The sequence below is a fragment of the Enterobacter cloacae complex sp. SHL021 genome, from assembly GCF_049237765.1.
GTDB lineage: Bacteria > Pseudomonadota > Gammaproteobacteria > Enterobacterales > Enterobacteriaceae > Enterobacter > Enterobacter cloacae.
The window spans coordinates 1-21,399 of the sequence record NZ_JBMKJG010000030.1; the positions used below are offsets into that span (position 1 = coordinate 1).

At 49.9% G+C, this 21,399-nt stretch carries 18 protein-coding genes; 12 read left to right on the plus strand and 6 right to left on the minus strand.

Annotated features, from left to right (window positions below; translation table 11 throughout):
• Positions 1-457: 457 nt before the first annotated feature.
• The gene (locus ACOTZF_RS22620) at positions 458-757 is read left to right on the plus strand and encodes a helix-turn-helix domain-containing protein (RefSeq protein ID WP_001097216.1); all 300 of its coding nucleotides are present in this window, start codon (positions 458-460) and stop codon (positions 755-757) included.
• Positions 758-1,320: 563 nt separating this feature from the next.
• Entirely contained in the window at positions 1,321-3,147 is a 1,827-nt protein-coding gene (locus ACOTZF_RS22625; RefSeq protein ID WP_001239419.1) for an AAA family ATPase, read from the plus strand.
• Between the two features lie 168 nt (positions 3,148-3,315).
• Here the strand turns inward: ACOTZF_RS22625 and copM are convergent, their stop codons facing one another.
• From copM to silR, 4 genes are all read right to left on the minus strand, one after another.
• Positions 3,316-3,666, minus strand: coding sequence for a CopM family metallochaperone (gene copM, locus ACOTZF_RS22630; RefSeq protein WP_000647571.1), 351 nt, complete (start codon positions 3,664-3,666; stop codon positions 3,316-3,318).
• Positions 3,667-3,813: 147 nt separating this feature from the next.
• The gene (silE, locus tag ACOTZF_RS22635) at positions 3,814-4,245 is read right to left on the minus strand and encodes a silver-binding protein SilE (RefSeq protein WP_000790485.1); all 432 of its coding nucleotides are present in this window, start codon (positions 4,243-4,245) and stop codon (positions 3,814-3,816) included.
• Positions 4,246-4,489: 244 nt separating this feature from the next.
• Positions 4,490-5,971: a copper/silver sensor histidine kinase SilS gene (silS, locus tag ACOTZF_RS22640; RefSeq protein ID WP_000555736.1), complete on the minus strand. Its 1,482-nt coding sequence runs from the start codon at positions 5,969-5,971 to the stop codon at positions 4,490-4,492.
• Positions 5,964-6,644, minus strand: coding sequence for a copper/silver response regulator transcription factor SilR (gene silR / locus ACOTZF_RS22645; RefSeq protein ID WP_000697968.1), 681 nt, complete (start codon positions 6,642-6,644; stop codon positions 5,964-5,966). Before silR ends, silS begins: the two co-directional genes overlap by 8 nt.
• 189 nt (positions 6,645-6,833) lie before the next feature.
• On the opposite strand from silR, the gene silC reads away from it, so the two are divergent.
• The 7 genes from silC to ACOTZF_RS22680 all read left to right on the plus strand — a co-directional run bounded on the left by silC (position 6,834) and on the right by ACOTZF_RS22680 (position 16,502).
• Positions 6,834-8,219 carry a Cu(+)/Ag(+) efflux RND transporter outer membrane channel SilC gene (gene silC / locus ACOTZF_RS22650; protein ID WP_000475506.1) on the plus strand — a complete coding sequence of 462 codons (1,386 nt, stop codon included), beginning with the start codon at positions 6,834-6,836 and terminating at the stop codon, positions 8,217-8,219.
• A 27-nt stretch (positions 8,220-8,246) separates the two neighbouring features.
• The gene (gene cusF, locus ACOTZF_RS22655) at positions 8,247-8,600 is read left to right on the plus strand and encodes a cation efflux system protein CusF (protein ID WP_001246155.1); all 354 of its coding nucleotides are present in this window, start codon (positions 8,247-8,249) and stop codon (positions 8,598-8,600) included.
• 113 nt (positions 8,601-8,713) lie between these two features.
• Positions 8,714-10,006, plus strand: coding sequence for a Cu(+)/Ag(+) efflux RND transporter periplasmic adaptor subunit SilB (silB, locus tag ACOTZF_RS22660; protein ID WP_000157620.1), 1,293 nt, complete (start codon positions 8,714-8,716; stop codon positions 10,004-10,006).
• A gap of 10 nt (positions 10,007-10,016) precedes the next feature.
• Positions 10,017-13,163: a Cu(+)/Ag(+) efflux RND transporter permease subunit SilA gene (silA, locus tag ACOTZF_RS22665; protein WP_000574029.1), complete on the plus strand. Its 3,147-nt coding sequence runs from the start codon at positions 10,017-10,019 to the stop codon at positions 13,161-13,163.
• 86 nt (positions 13,164-13,249) lie between these two features.
• A complete protein-coding gene (locus ACOTZF_RS22670; RefSeq protein WP_000758225.1) occupies positions 13,250-13,690 on the plus strand; it encodes a DUF411 domain-containing protein in 441 nt (146 codons plus the stop codon).
• 126 nt (positions 13,691-13,816) lie between these two features.
• Positions 13,817-16,264, plus strand: a complete 2,448-nt coding sequence (gene silP / locus ACOTZF_RS22675) for an Ag(+)-translocating P-type ATPase SilP (RefSeq protein WP_001353604.1) — start codon at positions 13,817-13,819, stop codon at positions 16,262-16,264.
• 40 nt (positions 16,265-16,304) lie between these two features.
• Positions 16,305-16,502: a DUF2933 domain-containing protein gene (locus tag ACOTZF_RS22680; protein ID WP_000843494.1), complete on the plus strand. Its 198-nt coding sequence runs from the start codon at positions 16,305-16,307 to the stop codon at positions 16,500-16,502.
• A 33-nt stretch (positions 16,503-16,535) separates the two neighbouring features.
• Here the strand turns inward: ACOTZF_RS22680 and ACOTZF_RS22685 are convergent, their stop codons facing one another.
• A complete protein-coding gene (locus tag ACOTZF_RS22685; protein ID WP_000287501.1) occupies positions 16,536-17,273 on the minus strand; it encodes a peptidoglycan DD-metalloendopeptidase family protein in 738 nt (245 codons plus the stop codon).
• A 288-nt stretch (positions 17,274-17,561) separates the two neighbouring features.
• Positions 17,562-18,011 (minus strand): copper resistance protein, encoded by a 450-nt coding sequence (locus tag ACOTZF_RS22690; RefSeq protein WP_001023257.1) that lies wholly within the window; start codon positions 18,009-18,011, stop codon positions 17,562-17,564.
• Between the two features lie 234 nt (positions 18,012-18,245).
• Here ACOTZF_RS22690 and pcoA point away from each other — a divergent pair, with 234 nt between their 5' ends.
• Genes pcoA through pcoC form a run of 3 tightly spaced genes read left to right on the plus strand, consistent with a single transcriptional unit; the run spans position 18,246 to position 21,379 of the window.
• Complete coding sequence (pcoA, locus tag ACOTZF_RS22695) at positions 18,246-20,063, plus strand: multicopper oxidase PcoA (protein ID WP_000925240.1); 1,818 nt, start codon at positions 18,246-18,248, stop codon at positions 20,061-20,063.
• Between the two features lie 5 nt (positions 20,064-20,068).
• A complete protein-coding gene (gene pcoB, locus ACOTZF_RS22700) occupies positions 20,069-20,959 on the plus strand; it encodes a copper resistance outer membrane transporter PcoB (protein ID WP_001378118.1) in 891 nt (296 codons plus the stop codon).
• Between the two features lie 39 nt (positions 20,960-20,998).
• On the plus strand, positions 20,999-21,379 hold the full coding sequence (pcoC, locus tag ACOTZF_RS22705; protein WP_000025662.1) for a copper resistance system metallochaperone PcoC: 381 nt from the start codon (positions 20,999-21,001) through the stop codon (positions 21,377-21,379).
• Positions 21,380-21,399 lie beyond the last annotated feature (20 nt).

Consider the following 21,399-nt stretch of genomic DNA (forward strand, 5'->3'; position numbering starts at 1 on the left):
TGAACAGGAGGGACAGCTGATAGAAACAGAAGCCACTGGAGCACCTCAAAAACACCATCATACACTAAATCAGTAAGTTGGCAGCATCACCAACTTCTTCGCTAATTTCACTTCATTTATAAAATACTAAGAAAGCTAGTTAGATAAGGTTTTATATTTTGACTGGGGCAGGAATAAATTATCACTCATAGAGTTTCCCTGGGGGTTACCACCTGTGTATGATGCCGGTTAGCAACAACGTCTAAAAGACCTGCGATCACGTGGGTCCCTCTCCAGCAAAGGGGCAAGGGGTGCTATATAACGGTGTACTGCTTACCCAATACGGCCTTGTATTTGAAAGATGCCGCATCTTGGCAGGATTCGTATTACAGCCTATAGTCTGTTAATGAGCATTACAGCCTATATGCTGTAAATCCCTGCGTTATGCTTGTTAACTCGTCGATACGGAAGGTCACTTATGAACACTCAATACGCTTTGAAGACTTTGAATCAGTTACGTCCTGTTTTAATCGGCTTTCGCAAAGCCAATGGACTGACGCAAAAAGATGTTTCTGAACGTTTGGGTATAACACAGCAAACTTATGCCCGACTAGAGGCCAACCCTGCAAGTGCGGGTTTTGAGCGTTTGTTTAGGGTGTTCAGCGTCCTTGGAGTGGAGATCGTACTTTCATCCAGGGAACCATTGTCAGATGCAAAGCCCGAATACGGAGCTATGCACAATTATTCTTCACTTCCAGCCAGGCGGGAGAAATGGTGACGCCTGGCGCTTCCCGGTCTAATTTTTCTTCAACAAGATTAACCCCTTAGCGGCCTGAAGTATCAGGTTGCGATAGAGCCTTTCATTTCTTCTGTTATGTTAAATACACCATTTTGAGCTATTTCGCTCGGCCTTAAATTATCTCTTCATTCTTCAGTGAAAATTTTATGTCGATCACATTATCGATGAATTTAGGAAATAATCCGTAAATGAAAATCTATCTTCTTTTAAATTCATCAGTGTCAGTAGCAAATATTACGCATAAAAGAATGGTTATTATTATCATTTAAATTATAAAGCTCATGAGTCAATTCCAAAAAATATAATAAGCATTGAAATCATTACCCGTGATTCTGGAGTTTTAACTTTGCCATGTAACCAACCACAAGTTAGTTTCCGGTGTTTTGAGGGGCAGTAAAGTTCTGAAAGCGCGACCAGATCATAATCCCGAAATGTCGTTAAGATATTCTGAATAACGGTTATCCCTGCTTGTTGGCAGGCATTTGAAAATATATTTTGTATTCAGGTTGCAGCAAAACGCTTTCTTACACACAGGACTTCATATGCGGCTCAGAAAATTAAAACTGAAAAACTTCAGAGGCTACAGAAACTCTACTGAAATCATTATTGATGAAAGCATGACGGGTATTGTCGGTCGTAATGACTTTGGGAAATCAACGCTTCTGGAAGCGCTGGCTATTTTTTTTGAAACAGAAGGAATGAAGGCTGACAAGAATGACATGAACTGTTTCAGCCTAAGAGAAGGGGACGGCCGTTTTGAAATAGCCTGTGAATTTGATGACCTGCCCGATTTTATCATGATCGACGACAGGGTGCAGACCACGCTCGCCTCAGAACATCTGCTGAATGAGGACGGCAATTTTGAAATCGTCAAAACGTTTAAAGCAACGACCTCAGGAAAACCGGAGCAGACCTGCATCCGCTGCATCCACCCGGATGAGGAGCCCCTGAGAAATTTACTGGGCATGAAAATTTCTGAGCTCAAGGCGGTGGGAAAAGAAGTTGAAAAAAATGTGGCGGATAAACGCACTGCATCGTTATGGCGTCAGGCCATCAGGGAAGCCGCAGCCCCCTATACCTGTTCGGAAATTATGCTGGATGTCGATAAAGAGTTCGGAACCGACACAAAATCATTATGGGGTAAGATCCTCGATTTGCTGCCCACGTATGCGATTTTCAAAGCCGACAGGGAAAGCAGCGACGGGGATTCCGAAGCTAAAAACCCCTTACAGCAGGCCGTAAAAGACGCTCAGGCTGCGCTGCAGGACAAAATTACAGCGCTGGAAAATGAGATTCAGGACAGCGTCCTGGATGTCGCACAGAGAACGCTGGATAAATTACGTGAAATGGCCCCCGAACTCGCCAGTGAACTGACTCCACGATTTAAGGAGAAACCCAAGTGGACCTTCAATTTCACCCTGGACGGGGAAAATGGCATCCCCATCAATAAGCGCGGCAGCGGGATAAGGAGGCTTATCCTGTTGAATTTTTTTCGGGCTGAGGCTGAAAAGAATGTCGCGGGGACGCCCAGAAATGTGATTTATGCCATAGAGGAGCCTGAAACGTCACAGCATCCGAACTATCAGATGATGCTGATGAAAGCGTTACTGGCACTGGCAGGCCAGCCGCACCGTCAGATTATCGTCACCACCCATGTCCCGGCGCTGGCCGGATTAATCCCTGTCGAAGGCGTACGTTATGTTACCCGAAATGAGGCGGGTGAACCCGTAGTAAAAATGCCGGATGACGCAGTGCTGAAGGAAGCCACTGAAAGCCTGGGGGTGCTGCCAGAGACCGGTATGGAAAGGGCGCAGGGGATTGTTCTGGTAGAGGGAAAGTCGGATGTTACTTTCCTGAGGCATGCGGCCAGTTCATTAAAACAGTCAGGTGCGCTGCCAGCCTCTCTGGAGGACGTGAAAATAGTGCCAGTCCTCATAGGAGGGTGTGGTAGCGTCAAACACTGGGTTACATTGAATCTGGCCAAAGATCTGGGGCTTCCCTGGTGCGTATTTCTGGACTCCGATATTGGGGGAGACCCTGCACAGGTTCTGTCCATCCAGAAGCGTAAAAAAGAAGTAGAGGAGGCCGGTAAGGTATTTTTCGCTACGCGCAAACGTGAGATAGAAAACTATCTGTGCCCGGATCTTATCGAGGAAATTACTGGTGTAGCCGTCACGTTTACGGACACCTGTGACGCTAAAAAAATAATCGGCCGGGCTGTGGGAATGAAACCCGATAATGTACTAGATAAATTCTGGCCTCAGATGACATCAGAAAGAATCATCTCAAGATCAACCTATCATGACGGAACGCAGGAGAGAAGCGAGCTGGTTGAGATCCTGAGCGACATTGTATCCATGACGAGATAATGTATTAAATAAGCATCTCAGGTGCATATATTCCGGTCCTCAACAAAGGACCGGAGTACAGAGTAGTAAAAACCCGAAATTAATCGGGTTTGAATTATATAAAGATTAACCGACTCCCGCGCCCAGGAACGATGTAAAATCACGCTTGTCGTGACATTTCTACAATGTTTACTTTTGACTATCAAGCCATTTATTCATCTGCTCAATTTCACCTTTTTGAGCTTTAATGATGTCCTGCGCGAGCTTTCTCATTTTCGGATCTTTTCCGTATTTGAGCTCGGTCTCAGCCATTGCTATTGCCCCTTCATGGTGCGCTACCATGCCTTTCGCAAAAGCCTTGTCGGGATCGGACTCATTTACGGCAGCCATCATTTTGTCATGCATGTCTTTCATGCCAGCCATATATTCCTGTGACGAAGCCGAGGTAGACATATCAGTCATTTTCATTTCTGAATGTTCTGCTGAAATCGCTGGCAGGGATAACATTAATACTGCAAATAAAGTGTTTCTGGCTTTCATAAAAAATATCCTTTTAGCGTTGATGCCCGTTAACTGTAGCAGAATCTGATAAAAATGCCCCCTGTAGGGGGCAAAGATGTTGCCATATATCCGGTTACGGAAAAATCTATCAAGGAAATAAGGACAGCACAGATACTTCCCTCGCCGTCAGCCTGCACTGAGCATGCGACGATGCGCTTCGGCCATGGCCTGATGTGGGCCAGACTGACCGTTATTCATAAATTCATGGGCAACTGCAGCTCTTTCATGCTCATTCATTGCCGCTAATGACTTCGACGGCCCGGTAGGGGAAACGGTCTGACTTCCCATCATCCTCTGATGACTTTCCACCATTTTCTGGTGCGCATCCGCCGACCCGTTCGTCATGGTTTCATGAGCAATAATGGCCTGTTCATGCTGGTCCATACCGGCCATACGAGGTGCAGTCCCCTGGATCCCGACAGGAGCCGCAGCAGACTGCATCTGGTGAGCAGGTGCCTGTGCATTGTTGACCCGCTCATGGATATTCACGGTTTCAGTGGCCCAGGCCGAAGAAATTAAGCCAAAGCCCAGCAAGGATGCTAATACGATATTTTTCATGATAACTCTCCATTTCTTAATTAGTGATGTCCGGGGGAGTACAACCGGTGTTTTCAGTTCCATAACTGAAACAGGTTCGGAAGTGTTTATTTCTCCGGGAGGGGACTGGATATTCATTTCCTGGCGTCCACTGACGCCGGATATTGATAAAGCAATCCAGCCTTCCTGATAAGTTGCACTAATTATATCGAATGGCTTCTGTTTGCTGCATGACAGGCTAATGACATCTTTGTCATTTAAATCTTTATTCCCAGCACTGGGTGTCCGGAATCATTTTCTCCAGTCTGGGCACGGATAAGATAAAACGCGTTGAGTGTACGTCCGATTCCACCTGCACTCTTCCGTGATGTGCTTCCACGATTGACTTCACAATCGCAAGGCCGATGCCGCTGCCTTCTCCTTTTCGTTGTCTGGACGGATCCACCCGATAAAAACGGTCAAACAACCTTGATAAATGCTCTTCAGGGATTGGTTTCCCCGGATTTTCAATCACAAGGTCAAAAAAGCTCTCCTGCTCTCTTATTGAGACGGTGATTGCCTGTCCCTCCGGGGTATAACGCAGGGCATTGGATAACAGATTATTGATCGCCCTTCTGAACATTTGTGGATCTCCCTCAACCAGGCAGGGCATCCCGTTAAATTTGAGCGTGATATTGCGTTCTTCGGCCCAGGCTTCGAAAAACTCGAAGACTTTCATGACTTCCGCTCTGAGGTCAAACATGACCCTGTCAGGTATCAGCTGATTATTATCTGCCTGTGCCAGGAACAGCATATCGCTGACCATTTTGGTCATCCGGTTATACTCTTCAAGACTGGAATAGAGGACATCCTCAAGTTCCCTCTGTGTTCGATCCTGACTCAGTGCGATTTCAGTCTGCGTCACCAGATTGGTGATGGGCGTTCTGATCTCATGCGCGATATCGGCAGAGAAATTGGCCTGGCGGGTAAAGACATCCTCAATCTTTCCAATCATATGATTGAACGAGATAACCAGTTGCTCCAGCTCAATGGGAACGCGTGTCGGTTCCAGTCGCGCATCAAGATTCTCGGAGGTGATGTTTTTAATGGCATTGCTGACATTACGAAGGGGCAGGTGCCCCTGACGGACAGCGATTCGAATGATCAGAACAATCAACAGGCTTATCACGACGGCAATCGCAATCAGGTTCTTTTTCAGCGCATCGAGGTAATGGAGATGGAAATTAATGGATAGGCCAGTCAGCATGACATAGTTCTGCTGTTTGCCCTGAAATATCGCCTGACCAGAGGAGGCGATAATCCTGTATGTTTCCATCTTCATTTCGGACCCGGTATCCATCGGTCCCGCAGGATCCTCCACCGTCCAGAGAAAGACATCCCGTGCGCGGCTGTGCTCGCTAAAATCTGCTGAATTCACTGCCGGGCGTAGTGCCGCCCCCTGAGCTGAGCTAAAGAGCACTTCCCCCCTGGGATTGAGGAGCAAAAGGGCAACGTTGCGGTAGCTGGCAATTGATTCCTTTATTTTGCTTATTTTTTTATCATCCGGATCCACCGGGGACTGCAGTATACGGTTCAGTGTGGTGCTGATTTGTTGAAGATCGCTGACATCCTGCTCGGCAAAATGATTTTCAACAGAATGCAGCATAAACCAGGTGAATGCGATAAAAGCCAGTATCGTGGACAGGCTGATAAAAAAGGTCAGCCGCAGAGCGAGTGAGAAAGGGCGTCTGGAAGGTTTGCTATGCATCCGGGACCTCCAGCATGTAGCCCACGCCCCGGACTGTCTGGATCAGCTTTGTCTCGTAATCGTTGTCTATTTTAGCGCGGAGTCGCTTTACTGCGACATCGATCGCATTAGTGTCGCTGTCAAAATTCATGTCCCAGACCTGAGAGGCAATCAGGGAGCGGGGAAGAACCTCTCCCTGATGGCGAATGAAGAATTCCAGCAGGCTGAACTCTTTACTGGTGAGCACAATGCGGTTTCCGGCGCGACTGACTTTTCTGGATACGAGATCAATCGAGAGGTCAGCCACCTTAAACTGGCTTTCCGTGATCATCGTGTTTCCCCGCCTCAGAAGGGTTCTCACCCGGGCGAGCAGTTCGGCAAACGCAAAGGGTTTAACCAGATAATCGTCCGCACCCAGTTCCAGTCCTTTGACCCTATGTTCGATCGTGCCGAGGGCTGTCAGCAGTAAGACCGGCATACCCTTTCCGGCAGTGCGCAGCATGCGGATGATATCCCAGCCGTTCACATCAGGTAGCATGATATCCAGAATGACTAAATCATACTCGGCTGTCATGGCGAGATGATATCCGGTAAGACCATTATCAGCGTGATCCACTACGAACCCTGCCTCTGTAAGCCCTTTGCTGAGATATTCACCTGTTTTAATTTCGTCTTCGACGATCAATATTTTCATCTTGCTCCCCGGCTGGCTGCTAATGTCATTCTATTGCGCCCACGATCGTTATCAACGGATTACAGCAAAAATGACAACATTGTCATTATCCTGTCACCCGGCAAACAGAGAGCGTTAGGTAAAGTACCCCTATCAATACTCTGGACTTCATTTGAACCATTTACCAGGTCTGCCTGGACGAGAAGCGTTATGTTCAAATTAAAATTACTCAGCATTAGCACGATATTCATCCTGGCAGGCTGCGTGTCGCTTGCGCCTGAATATCAGCGGCCCGCAGCACCGGTACCCCAGCAGTTTTCACTGTCCCATAACAGCCTGACGCCAGCGGTAAATGGCTATCAGGATACGGGCTGGCGTAACTTTTTTGTCGATCCCCAGGTTACCCGGTTGATCGGTGAAGCTCTGACTAATAACCGTGATTTGAGAATGGCTGCCCTGAAGGTTGAAGAGGCCCGAGCCCAGTTCAACGTCACGGATGCAGATCGTTATCCCCAGCTGAATGCCTCATCCGGGATAACATACAGCGGTGGTCTGAAAGGTGACAAGCCGACCACACAGGAGTACGACGCGAGACTGGAGCTCAGCTATGAGCTCGATTTTTTCGGCAAACTTAAGAACATGAGTGATGCTGATCGCCAGAACTACTTTGCCAGCGAAGAAGCCCGTCGGGCCGTACACATCCTGCTGGTATCCAACGTTTCACAAAGCTATTTCAGCCAGCAACTGGCGTACGAACAACTTCGTATTGCGCGGGAAACGCTGAAAAATTATCAACAGTCCTATGCTTTCGTTGAGCAGCAGCTCGTGACCGGGAGTACGAACGTTCTGGCACTTGAACAGGCGCGAGGACAAATCGAAAGTACCCGCGCCGAAATAGCCAAACGAGAAGGCGATCTGGCTCAGGCAAACAATGCCCTGCAACTGGTGCTGGGAACGTACCGCGCACTTCCGTCAGAAAAAGGGATGAAAGGCGGGGAGATAGCCCCAGTAAAATTGCCACCAAATCTGTCTTCACAAATTTTGCTGCAGCGACCGGATATTATGGAAGCGGAATATCAGCTGAAAGCGGCTGATGCCAATATTGGCGCAGCGCGAGCGGCCTTTTTCCCCTCAATTACCCTGACCAGTGGTCTTTCCGCAAGCAGTACGGAGCTGTCCAGCCTGTTTACGTCAGGAAGTGGAATGTGGAATTTTATCCCTAAAATTGAAATTCCTATATTTAATGCTGGCAGGAATAAAGCCAATCTGAAGCTGGCTGAAATTCGCCAGCAACAGTCGGTGGTTAATTACGAACAAAAAATTCAGTCAGCCTTTAAGGATGTTTCCGACACGCTTGCGCTGCGCGACAGCCTTAGCCAGCAACTTGAGTCACAGCAGCGTTATCTTGATTCACTTCAGATAACTCTCCAGCGTGCCAGAGGATTGTATGCAAGTGGTGCTGTCAGTTACATCGAAGTGCTGGATGCAGAACGTTCCCTCTTCGCTACCCAGCAAACCATTCTCGATCTTACCTATTCCCGGCAGGTTAACGAAATTAATCTGTTTACCGCGCTGGGTGGCGGTTGGGTAGAGTAAATTTATTTAATTAATCAGGAAATTAAAATGCGTAATTCACTTAAAGCCGTTTTATTTGGTGCCTTCTCTGTCATGTTTTCTGCCGGTCTTCATGCTGAAACACATCAGCATGGCGATATGAATACTGCCAGTGATGCTTCGGTACAGCAAGTTATCAAGGGCACCGGTGTCGTTAAAGACATTGATATGAATACTAAGAAAATCACCATTTCGCATGAAGCAATTCCAGCGGTGGGCTGGCCTGCAATGACCATGCGCTTTACTTTTGTTAATGCAGACGATGCTATTAATGCCCTGAAAACAGGCAACCATGTCGATTTCTCGTTTATTCAGCAGGGCAATATCTCCTTACTCAAAAGCATTAACGTGACGCAGTCCTGATTGGCTGTCCGGAGCGATTACATCCTGTGCGCCTGTACATTCACATAGGTATATGTGTGAGTTAACCGTCAGGCGCATATGCCAGGTGTTTTGATTTTTTAGCGGAAAATTGTATGGCTTCTTTAAAGATAAAATATGCTGCAATAATTATCAGCAGCCTCATAGCAGGGGGGCTGATATCGGTTACTGCCTGGCAGTATGTAAACTCAGCACAAAAGACAGAAAAAACAGAACAAAAGGCACCGGAACGAAAGGTGCTTTTCTGGTATGACCCAATGAAACCGGATACCAAATTTGATAAACCCGGAAAATCGCCCTTTATGGATATGGACCTGGTGCCAAAATATGCTGATGACAGTGGCGATAAAAGCAGTGGCGGGATCCGTATCGACCCAACCCAGGTTCAGAATCTGGGATTAAAAACGCAAAAAGTCACGCGAGGAATGCTGAATTATTCTCAGACAATCCCGGCTAATGTCAGCTATAACGAGTATCAGTTTGTTATTGTGCAGGCGCGTTCTGACGGGTTTGTCGAAAAAGTCTACCCCATGACGATTGGCGATCATGTGAAGAAGGGGACGCCACTTATCGATATTACCATTCCGGACTGGGTGGAAGCACAGAGTGAATTCCTTCTGTTATCCAGCACCGGTGGTACTTCCACGCAAATTAAAGGCGTTCTGGAACGGCTTCGCCTGGCAGGTATGCCGGAAGAGGATATTCAGAGACTGCGTTCTACCCGGAGCATTCAGACCCGTTTTACCATTAAAGCACCTATTGATGGTGTCATTACTGCATTTGACCTGCGCACCGGCATGAATATTTCGAAAGATAAGGTGGTGGCTCAGATTCAGGGAATGGACCCGGTCTGGATCAGCGCTGCAGTGCCAGAATCTATCGCCTATCTGCTGAAAGATACGTCGCAGTTTGAAATTTCGGTACCGGCTTATCCGGATAAAACATTCCATGTCGAAAAATGGAATATTCTTCCCAGCGTGGATCAGACAACCCGTACGCTTCAGGTCCGTCTCCAGGTTTCTAATAAGGATGAGTTTCTCAAGCCGGGCATGAATGCCTATCTGAAACTGAATACCAGAAGCCAGGAGATGCTGCTGATACCAAGCCAGGCCGTTATCGATACCGGCAAAGAACAGCGCGTGATTACTGTTGATGATGAAGGCAAGTTTGTGCCGAAACAGATCCACGTTCTGCATGAGTCACAGCAACAGTCCGGCATCGGCTCCGGCCTGAATGAAGGCGATACCGTGGTGGTCAGTGGCCTGTTCCTCATTGACTCTGAAGCCAATATTACGGGCGCACTGGAACGTATGCGCCACCCTGAAAAAACAGAAAGCAGTATGCCAGCAATGTCTGACCAGCCTGTAAATATGCATTCAGGGCACTGAGGAGACGACGATGATTGAATGGATTATCCGGCGCTCTGTCGCCAACCGTTTCCTGGTCATGATGGGGGCCCTGTTTCTCAGCATCTGGGGCACATGGACGATTATTAACACGCCTGTCGATGCCTTGCCTGACCTGTCAGATGTGCAGGTCATTATCAAAACCAGCTATCCCGGCCAGGCCCCGCAGATTGTAGAAAACCAGGTCACCTATCCACTTACCACCACCATGCTGTCCGTGCCTGGCGCAAAAACCGTGCGTGGTTTTTCACAGTTCGGTGATTCGTATGTGTATGTCATTTTTGAAGACGGCACCGATCTGTACTGGGCCCGTTCCCGCGTGCTGGAGTACCTGAACCAGGTACAGGGAAAACTGCCCGCCGGTGTGAGTTCTGAAATCGGTCCGGACGCCACGGGGGTGGGCTGGATATTTGAATATGCCCTTGTCGATCGCAGCGGAAAACACGACCTTTCAGAACTGCGTTCTCTGCAGGACTGGTTCCTGAAATTTGAGCTGAAAACCATCCCGAACGTGGCTGAGGTCGCTTCGGTTGGCGGCGTGGTGAAACAGTACCAGATTCAGGTCAATCCGGTAAAATTGTCTCAGTATGGTATCAGCCTGCCCGAAGTGAAACAGGCCCTTGAATCGTCTAACCAGGAGGCCGGTGGCTCATCCGTTGAAATGGCCGAAGCTGAGTATATGGTCCGTGCCAGCGGTTATCTTCAGAGCATTGATGATTTTAATAACATCGTCCTGAAAACAGGCGAGAACGGCGTGCCGGTTTATCTGCGGGATGTTGCCCGCGTGCAGACCGGGCCTGAAATGCGGCGTGGTATTGCCGAGCTGAACGGCCAGGGCGAAGTCGCTGGCGGCGTGGTGATCCTGCGGTCGGGTAAAAATGCACGCGACGTTATCACGGCAGTGAGGGATAAACTTGAGACGCTGAAGGCCAGCCTGCCGGAAGGCGTTGAAATCGTGACCACCTACGATCGCAGCCAGCTCATCGACCGGGCGATTGATAACCTCAGTTCCAAACTTCTGGAAGAGTTTATCGTGGTGGCCATCGTCTGTGCCCTGTTCCTGTGGCACGTACGTTCTGCCCTGGTGGCGATTATCTCTCTGCCGCTTGGTCTGTGTATCGCCTTTATCGTCATGCACTTCCAGGGACTGAACGCCAATATCATGTCGCTGGGAGGGATAGCGATTGCCGTCGGTGCGATGGTGGATGCCGCCATTGTGATGATTGAGAATGCGCATAAGCGGCTTGAGGAGTGGGATCATCAGCATCCGGGTGAGCAGATTGACAACGCCACCCGCTGGAAGGTGATTACCGATGCCTCCGTTGAAGTGGGACCCGCACTGTTTATCAGCCTGCTGATCATCACCCTGTCCTTTATTCCTATCTTTACCCTGGAAGGTCAGGAAGGACGTCTGTTTGGCCCGCTGGCATTCACGAAAACGTACTCCATGGCGGGCGCGGCCGCGCTGGCCATCATCGTCATTCCGATTCTGATGGGATTCTGGATCCGGGGGAAAATTCCTGCAGAGACCAGTAACCCCCTGAACCGGGTACTGATCAAAGCGTATCATCCATTGCTGTTGCGGGTTCTCCACTGGCCAAAAACAACCCTGCTGGTTGCGGCCTTGTCCATTTTCACCGTTATCTGGCCGCTGAGCCAGGTGGGCGGTGAGTTTCTGCCGAAGATTAACGAGGGCGACCTGTTGTATATGCCGTCGACCCTGCCGGGTGTCTCTCCGGCTGAAGCTGCAGCGCTCCTGCAGACGACGGACAAGTTAATCAAAAGCGTTCCTGAAGTGGCCTCTGTATTTGGCAAGACCGGTAAAGCAGAGACCGCCACGGATTCCGCACCGCTCGAAATGGTTGAAACCACGATCCAGCTCAAACCTGAGGATCAGTGGCGTCCAGGCATGACGATTGACAAGATTATTGAAGAACTCGACAGGACCGTCCGTTTACCGGGGCTGGCAAACCTCTGGGTGCCGCCAATCCGTAACCGTATTGATATGCTCTCAACCGGGATCAAAAGCCCGATAGGTATCAAGGTGTCCGGAACGGTTCTGTCCGATATCGATGCAACGGCGCAGAGTATCGAAGCGGTCGCCAAAACCGTACCCGGCGTAGTGTCTGCTCTCGCAGAGCGACTGGAAGGCGGGCGCTACATTGATGTGGATATCAACCGGGAAAAAGCCTCCCGCTACGGAATGACGGTGGGCGATGTGCAGCTGTTCATCTCATCAGCCATCGGCGGCGCGACGGTAGGGGAAACGGTTGAAGGCGTGGCCCGGTACCCGATTAATATCCGCTATCCGCAGGATTACCGGAACAGCCCGCAGGCCCTGAAACAGATGCCGATCCTGACCCCGATGAAGCAGCAGATCACGCTGGGCGATGTTGCGGATATTAAGGTCGTTTCCGGGCCGACTATGCTGAAAACGGAAAATGCCCGTCCAGCCAGCTGGATTTACATTGACGCGCGCGGCAGGGATATGGTGTCGGTGGTTAATGACATTAAAACGGCGATCAGTCAGAAAGTGAAACTGAGACCGGGTACCAGCGTGTCATTCTCCGGACAGTTTGAACTGCTTGAGCATGCCAACAAGAAACTGAAGCTGATGGTGCCGATGACGGTGATGATCATCTTCATCCTGTTGTATCTGGCATTCCGCCGGGTTGATGAAGCCCTGCTGATCCTGATGAGCCTGCCGTTCGCCCTGGTTGGCGGGATATGGTTCCTGTACTGGCAGGGCTTCCATATGTCTGTCGCAACCGGAACGGGGTTTATCGCTCTGGCCGGGGTGGCAGCAGAGTTTGGCGTGGTCATGCTGATGTATCTGCGTCATGCCATTGAAGCGCACCCGGAATTGTCCCGTAAAGAGACGTTCACACCGGAAGGCCTTGATGAAGCCCTCTATCATGGTGCCGTACTGCGTGTCCGGCCGAAAGCCATGACCGTGGCGGTGATCATTGCGGGTCTGCTGCCAATACTCTGGGGAACCGGTGCAGGTTCAGAAGTCATGAGCCGTATCGCGGCACCCATGATTGGTGGGATGATCACGGCTCCGCTGCTGTCCCTGTTCATTATTCCTGCCGCCTACAAATTAATCTGGCTGCGCAGACATAAAAAAAGCGTGTCCTGAACCTGAAAGGGCACCCCCTGTGGGTGTCCTTCTTTACTGATTCACCCTGACGTCAGGGTTTAAATCGATAATATACAGAGGTGAGTATGAAAAAAGTGGTTCTGATGGCGCTGGCTCTCGGCCTTTCACTGCCCGCGATGGCGAGTGAAAAAGTGATTGATATGTACAAATCTGAAAACTGTGGCTGTTGTTCCCTGTGGGGCAAGGCGATGGAAAAAGACGGGTTTGAAGTACGAACTCACGTCATGAATGATCAGGCGCTGTCAGCCCTGAAAGAAAAGCATGCTATTCCTGCAGGACTGCGAAGTTGTCATTCCGCGGTTGCCGGTAATTTGATCATTGAAGGCCATGTGCCTGCGACAACGATACATAAGGCAATGCAGTCTGGTTCAGGTATATACGGTCTCGCCACCCCCGGTATGCCAGCAGGAAGTCCTGGAATGGAGATGGGAGCCCGAAAAGAGGCTTACGATGTTATCGCATTCTCACCGGATGGAAGTAAAAAAGTCTTCCAGCGAATCGAATAGTCAGCGGAACGGCTGATAACGGGACGCCGGTAGCAGGCACTCCTGTGCCGGCGATATTCGTGGTAATCGCATCCATGACATACCCTGAAGACAGAAGATGCTTCGGTATGCATAAGGAGAGTTACTGTGAAAAATGACAATGCAGTGCAACACAACAACCAGACTGCTTCTGAGCAGACATTATCCCCGGACGAGGGCCACGTATTGCATAAGGTGAGAGATCCCGTGTGCGGGATGGCCATCCTGCCCGACAGGGCGCACAGCAGCATTCGATACCAGGACCATCAACTTTATTTCTGCTCCGCCAGCTGTGAGAGTAAATTTAAAGCCCATCCCGATCGTTATCTTACCGAAGATGCCAGTGAACATTCCCATCACCATCACCACGATCATCACGAAGTCAGCCCTGATCAGATAAAACAGCCTCACCACCAGGCGGAAAAAGAGAATTCTGAAGGTGTGTGGACATGTCCGATGCACCCGGAGATACGCCGCAGTGGTCCCGGAAGCTGTCCTGTCTGTGGAATGGCACTGGAGCCGCTCGTAGCTACGGCATCCACGGGGCCGAGTGATGAACTTCACGACATGACAAGACGCTTCTGGCTGGGGTTGTTGCTGGCGTTTCCGGTTCTGGTACTCGAAATGGGATCTCATCTGTTTCCCGAGTTGAGGAATACAGTACCGCCACAGTACAACACATGGCTGCAGCTGCTTCTGGCCTCCCCTGTCGTGTTGTGGTGTGGCTGGCCATTCTTCGCCCGGGCCGGAATGTCGTTACGTAACCGCTCCCTGAATATGTTTACCCTTGTTGCAATGGGGACCGGCGTAGCCTGGGTTTACAGCGTCATTGCAACCGTCTTCCCCTCCTGGTTTCCTGCATCGTTCAGAAACATGGATGGCCTGGTGGCCGTTTATTTTGAAGCCGCAGCAGTTATTACGGTGCTTGTTCTGCTGGGACAGGTTCTTGAGCTGCGGGCACGGGAACAAACCTCAGGCGCCATTACTGCGCTTCTGAACCTTGCCCCCAAAACCGCCAGACGGCTGGATCATGACGGTCATGAAACGGATATTAATGCGGAAGATGTCCTGCCTGGCGATAAGCTCCGCATCAGACCTGGAGAGAGTATTCCGGTCGACGGTATCGTGATCGAAGGCAAAACAACCGTTGATGAATCGATGGTGACCGGGGAATCTATGCCGGTTACCAAAACGGAGGGTGACCCTGTCATCGGGGGGACCATTAATCAGACAGGGAGTCTCATCATCCGTGCAGAGAAAGTCGGTGATGAAACAATGCTCTCACGAATTGTTCAGATGGTCGCTGATGCACAGCGTTCGCGTGCCCCCATCCAGAGAATGGCTGACAGCGTTTCAGGCTGGTTTGTTCCTCTGGTGATACTTATCGCGGTTGTTGCTTTCGTGATCTGGTCTGTCTGGGGGCCCGAGCCCAGGATGGCGCACGGTCTCATTGCGGCTGTGTCGGTCCTGATTATTGCCTGTCCCTGCGCGCTGGGGCTGGCCACGCCGATGTCGATAATGGTGGGGGTGGGCAAAGGAGCCCAGGCCGGGGTGTTAATCAGGAATGCCGAAGCCCTTGAGCGTCTTGAAAAAGTGGACACGCTGGTTGTCGACAAAACAGGCACGCTCACGGAAGGTTCGCCTACGGTGACAGGGATTATCAGTCTCAATCCGGGTGGGGAAACATCTCTTTTGCGTGTAACAGCCGCAGTGGAAAAAGGCTCGCAGCATCCGCTGGGTATGGCAGTAGTTAAAGCAGCACAGGAAAAGGGGATCGCAATACCCGCAGTCACTCATTTCGATGCACCGTCGGGTAAAGGTGTCTCAGGCGATGTCGAAGGTCAACGGGTTGTTATTGGTAATGAACTGGCTATGCAGGAAAACAGTATAGTTATTGATAATCAAAAGGCCGTTGCGGATACGTTGCGGATGGAAGGCGCTACCGTTATCTATGTGGCCACAGACGGGGACCTTGCAGGCCTGATAGCTATCTCGGATCCCGTGAAAACAACCACGCCGGATGCGCTTAAAGCTTTGCGTCAGGCGGGGATCCGCATCGTTATGCTCACCGGGGATAACCAGCTTACTGCTGAAGCAGTCGCACGGAAACTGGGAATAGATGAGGTTGAAGCCGGAATTCTGCCGGATGGCAAAAAAGCAGTGATAACCCGACTGAAAGAGTCTGGCCATGTGGTTGCGATGGCCGGAGACGGTGTGAATGATGCCCCGGCGCTGGCAGCGGCTGACGTGGGTATAGCCATGGGAACGGGTACAGATGTGGCAATTGAAAGTGCCGGAGTCACCCTTCTCAAAGGCGACTTGATGATACTGAACAGGGCCCGTCATCTGTCAGAGATCACCATGAAAAATATCCGTCAGAATCTGTTTTTTGCATTTATCTACAACGCACTTGGCGTGCCTGTGGCTGCAGGTCTGCTTTATCCTGTGTATGGAATACTGCTGTCGCCAGTTATTGCGGCGGCGGCCATGGCTCTTTCCTCCGTCAGCGTCATTGTGAATGCGTTGCGTCTGAAAAGTGTCAGGCTCGGGAAATAACACTGAGTGAAGGGTCAGTTACGAACAGAAGGAGTCCAGTATGAAAAGTACCACCTATGCGCTTATTGCTGTCGCCGCGATCGCGGCATTTGCCCTCCTGCGCGAACACTGGTCACATGTGGCAGGTTACTGGCCATATCTGTTATTGCTGGTCTGCCCGCTAATGCATCTTTTCCACGGCCACGGAGGGCATGGAGATCATCAACATCACGGAAGTGAAAACGATAAAAAAAATTAATCCGGCAGACGGGGCCGCGTCGCGGTCCCGTTATCAGTCCAGGTATCGTTCGTAGTCTCTGGCATGCGCAAAGGCATGCTGTTCGAGTTTGTTATCAGCGGGTGCCGCTGCCCGGAACGCCAGAGAGTTAACAGGGTTGTTATTGATGACCAGCTCGTAATGCAGATGAGGACCGGATGAACGTCCGCTGTTACCGGATAACGCAATAGCACCTCCCCGTGTAACCCTGGCCCCTTTAGTAACGAGTATTTTATTGAGGTGGAGATAGCGAGTTTTAACACCGGCTTTTCCCGTTACTTCAACAAAATATCCCATGGTACTGTTGTATTCGGCCCGTGTGATTTTTCCGTCGATGACGCTGACTATTTTCGTGTTCATGGGCATGGAATAATCAATGCCATTATGGGGACTCACTTTTCCCGATACCGGGTTAAGTCTTGCAGGATTGAAAGGCGAACTGAGTCTTGCTGTGGCCGGTAACGGATAATCGAGACTGCCTTTCCCGGAAGTATCGGAAAGGTTATAGAACTTTTTATCTGATATACGATACGCCGTGTAATTAAATGAACCGGACGTAAATTTATAGGCCACGACACGTGATTTTCCCGCTTTCTTTTGCAGTACGAGTTTTAATGATTCATTTTTTTTCAAATGCCGCAGATTAAACCGGGAAGGCAAGGAGCGCTGAAGAGTAGCGATCTCGTTCGATTCCAGCCCCGAGCGGGTGGCTGAAAGGTAGGCATTTTCTTTTACGACATCGGTAGAATACATTTACTGGAATTCGCCGTTAGCATGAACACTGCGGCGTATGCTAGGGGTTTTCAGGAGGCGTGTCATCTGTCAGTTAATCGGGAGCACCGTTGATGGTCGTCATTTTTGTAACATATCTTGTTTCCCGTTTGCTCCTGAAGCTCTGGGAACTGTATGACCAGCCCGACGGTGATGATTAACGGGACTGAAACAGGTTACGGCAGAGCAATATGGGGCTCATGTCCTGCTACGTAACCCGTCAGTAAAGCCCTGCTGCGCACCTGACGCTAAGCACTAACCCGCCTGCAGTTACCTGGTCGAATACAGCCCGCGAAGCTTTCTTGCCTGCGTCTGATGTGCTTCCGCACCGGCATTATTGACCTGCTCATGCACGAGAGCGGCTTTTTCTCCGGCATTCAGTTCGTTAAAAGAAGAAGACGAGGTCTTTGAATTTGCATCACTGCCGGACAGCATTTTTTTATGTTCCTCAATCATTTTCTGATGCGCATAGGACGCGCTGTTGTTCATAAATGAATGAGCAACAATGGCCCTTTCATGTTCATTCATTTCAGAGAATGAGGGCGTGTTGTTTTTATTAACCCTGTCCGGTAAGTTTTCATGCGTCGAGGAATTCACATGACTGACGGCTGAGGCATTATTAACAAATCGATGTGCTTCATGGGCAATATCACTGGACTGAGCAAAAGCTGCCCCACAAAATAAAGCTGTAAACGCAGTGGTCGTGATTAATATATTCATGTGTAATTACCTTCTGAGGTACATAAAAGATGTCCTTATGATCATATATAAAAATAATCAACCTGTGGGGAAGATGACGTAAATGTAATACAGCTATGTACATTACACGATTGTAATGAATTTGTTTCTTAAGGTGTGCTAGATTCATTTCATTGTAAGTGGATGAACCAGTAATTTAATTTAAATCGGTTCTCGAATTCTGTCAGTAACCATACTTTAAATAAGGGAATGCGCATGCTGTTGAAAACGTCTCGACGAACTTTCCTGAAGGGGTTAACCCTCTCTGGCGTAGCCGGAAGTCTTGGCGTATGGAGTTTCAATGCGCGTTCCAGTCTGAGCCTGCCAGTTGCCGCATCCCTGCAGGGTACTCAGTTTGACCTGACCATTGGTGAAACGGCCGTCAATATCACGGGCAGTGAGCGTCAGGCCAAAACAATCAATGGAGGCCTGCCGGGGCCCGTTCTTCGCTGGAAAGAAGGTGACACCATTACCCTGAAGGTCAAAAACCGTCTTAATGAACAGACGTCCATTCACTGGCACGGCATTATTCTTCCGGCCAATATGGATGGTGTTCCGGGGCTGAGTTTTATGGGCATAGAGCCTGATGATACCTACGTTTACACCTTTAAGGTTAAGCAGAACGGGACTTACTGGTACCACAGCCATTCCGGTCTGCAGGAACAGGAGGGGGTATACGGTGCCATTATCATCGATGCCGGGGAGCCAGAACCGTTTACTTACGATCGTGAGCATGTGGTCATGTTGTCTGACTGGACCGATGAAAATCCTCACAGCCTGCTGAAAAAATTAAAAAAACAGTCGGATTACTACAATTTCAATAAACCAACCGTTGGCTCTTTTTTCCGCGACGTGAATACCAGGGGGCTGTCAGCCACCATTGCCGATCGGAAAATGTGGGCTGAAATGAAAATGAATCCGACTGACCTCGCGGATGTCAGTGGCTACACCTACACCTATCTCATGAACGGGCAGGCCCCGCTGAAAAACTGGACCGGACTGTTCCGTCCCGGTGAAAAGATACGCTTACGGTTTATCAACGGCTCGGCAATGACCTATTTCGATATCCGTATCCCCGGGCTGAAAATGACGGTCGTGGCTGCAGATGGCCAGTATGTAAACCCGGTTACCGTTGACGAATTCAGGATTGCCGTTGCCGAAACCTATGATGTCATTGTGGAGCCTCAGGGTGAGGCCTATACCATCTTCGCACAATCCATGGACAGGACCGGTTACGCTCGAGGGACACTGGCCACGAGAGAGGGGTTAAGTGCTGCCGTTCCCCCCCTCGATCCCCGTCCTCTGTTGACCATGGAAGATATGGGTATGGGGGGAATGGGACATGATATGGCAGGAATGGACCACAGCCAGATGGGAGGCATGGATAACAGCGGAGAGATGATGTCTATGGACGGTGCTGACCTTCCGGATAGCGGGACATCCTCCGCGCCCATGGATCACAGCAGCATGGCCGGTATGGATCATTCCCGGATGGCCGGAATGCCGGGTATGCAAAGTCATCCTGCGTCAGAAACGGATAACCCACTGGTTGATATGCAGGCGATGAGCGTCTCTCCGAAGTTAAATGATCCGGGTATTGGTCTTCGAAATAACGGAAGAAAGGTTCTCACGTACGCGGATTTGAAAAGCCGCTTTGAGGATCCTGACGGACGTGAACCTGGCCGTACCATAGAACTGCATTTAACCGGCCACATGGAAAAGTTTGCCTGGTCATTTAACGGAATCAAGTTTTCAGATGCCGCACCGGTGCTGCTGAAATACGGTGAGCGGCTCAGGATCACGCTGATCAACGATACCATGATGACTCACCCCATTCACCTGCATGGTATGTGGAGCGATCTGGAAGATGAAAACGGTAATTTCATGGTTCGTAAACACACAATAGATGTTCCCCCTGGTACAAAACGCAGTTACAGAGTGACAGCAGATGCGCTTGGCCGCTGGGCGTATCACTGCCATTTGCTCTATCACATGGAAATGGGAATGTTTCGTGAAGTCCGGGTGGAGGAATGATGCGAATGAAGAGAAATTTGAAGGCCATACCTGTTCTGGTCGCCGGTTTGTTTACCTCACAGCTTTCTATTGCGGCGGGCTCCGTCTCTGCAGATCCCCACGCCGGGCACGACATGTCTGCCATGCAGATGCCAGCAGATGAGAATTTCACTGAGATGACGTCAATGGAGCCCATTGTAACTGAGAGCAGAACGCCAATTCCGCCTGTTACCGATGCCGACCGGAAGGCTGCATTCGGCAATTTACAGGGGCATGCGATTCACGACAGTGCGATTAATTATCTGGTTCTGCTGGATCAACTGGAATGGCAACGGTCGGATAACACCAACAATTTCAGCTGGAGTGTTAACAGCTGGATTGGAGGCGACACAGATCGGATTTGGCTAAAGAGTGAAGGTGAACGAAGCAATGGGGAAACGGAGGCGGCTGAAGCGCAGTTACTCTGGGGACATGCGGTTGGCCCATGGTGGGATTTGGTTGCGGGTGTCAGGCAGGATTTCAGACCTGCTTCTGCCCGGACCTGGGCTGCTGTCGGTTTTCAGGGGCTGGCACTCTATAATTTTGAGTCTGAAATTACGGGTTTTGTCAGTAATGGCGGAAAAGCAGCCCTTCGTCTGGGAGGAGAATACGACGTTTTACTGACTAACCGGCTCATACTCCAGCCATCCTATGAGGTGAATTTCTACAGTCAGGATGATGAATCGCGGGGTCGCGGCAGGGGACTGACTGACACAGAGCTGGGGCTCCGGCTGCGCTATGAAATACGCCGTGAGTTTGCACCCTATATAGGCGTTTCCTGGAATCAACTTTACGGGAAAACATCCGATATGGCGAAAAGAGAAGGTGAGAAAGACCATCAGGTAGTATTCCTGGCGGGAGCCAGAATCTGGTTTTAACGCACTGATATAAAACACTCAACTAAACAGGTAAATAAAATGTCGATTTTAAATAAAGCCATTCTTACAGGTGGCCTCGTTATGGGCGTTGCTTTCTCTGCTATGGCCCATCCGGAATTAAAAAGCTCTGTGCCACAGGCTGATTCAGCCGTAGCGGCCCCGGAAAAGATTCAGCTTAATTTCTCGGAAAATCTGACCGTGAAATTCTCAGGTGCAAAATTAACGATGACGGGTATGAAAGGCATGTCATCACATTCTCCGATGCCGGTCGCGGCAAAAGTGGCGCCAGGCGCTGACCCTAAATCGATGGTCATTATTCCGCGAGAGCCTTTACCCGCTGGCACTTATCGTGTTGACTGGCGCGCGGTTTCTTCAGATACGCACCCTATTACCGGTAATTACACCTTTACAGTGAAGTAATATTATGAACGACCTGATTA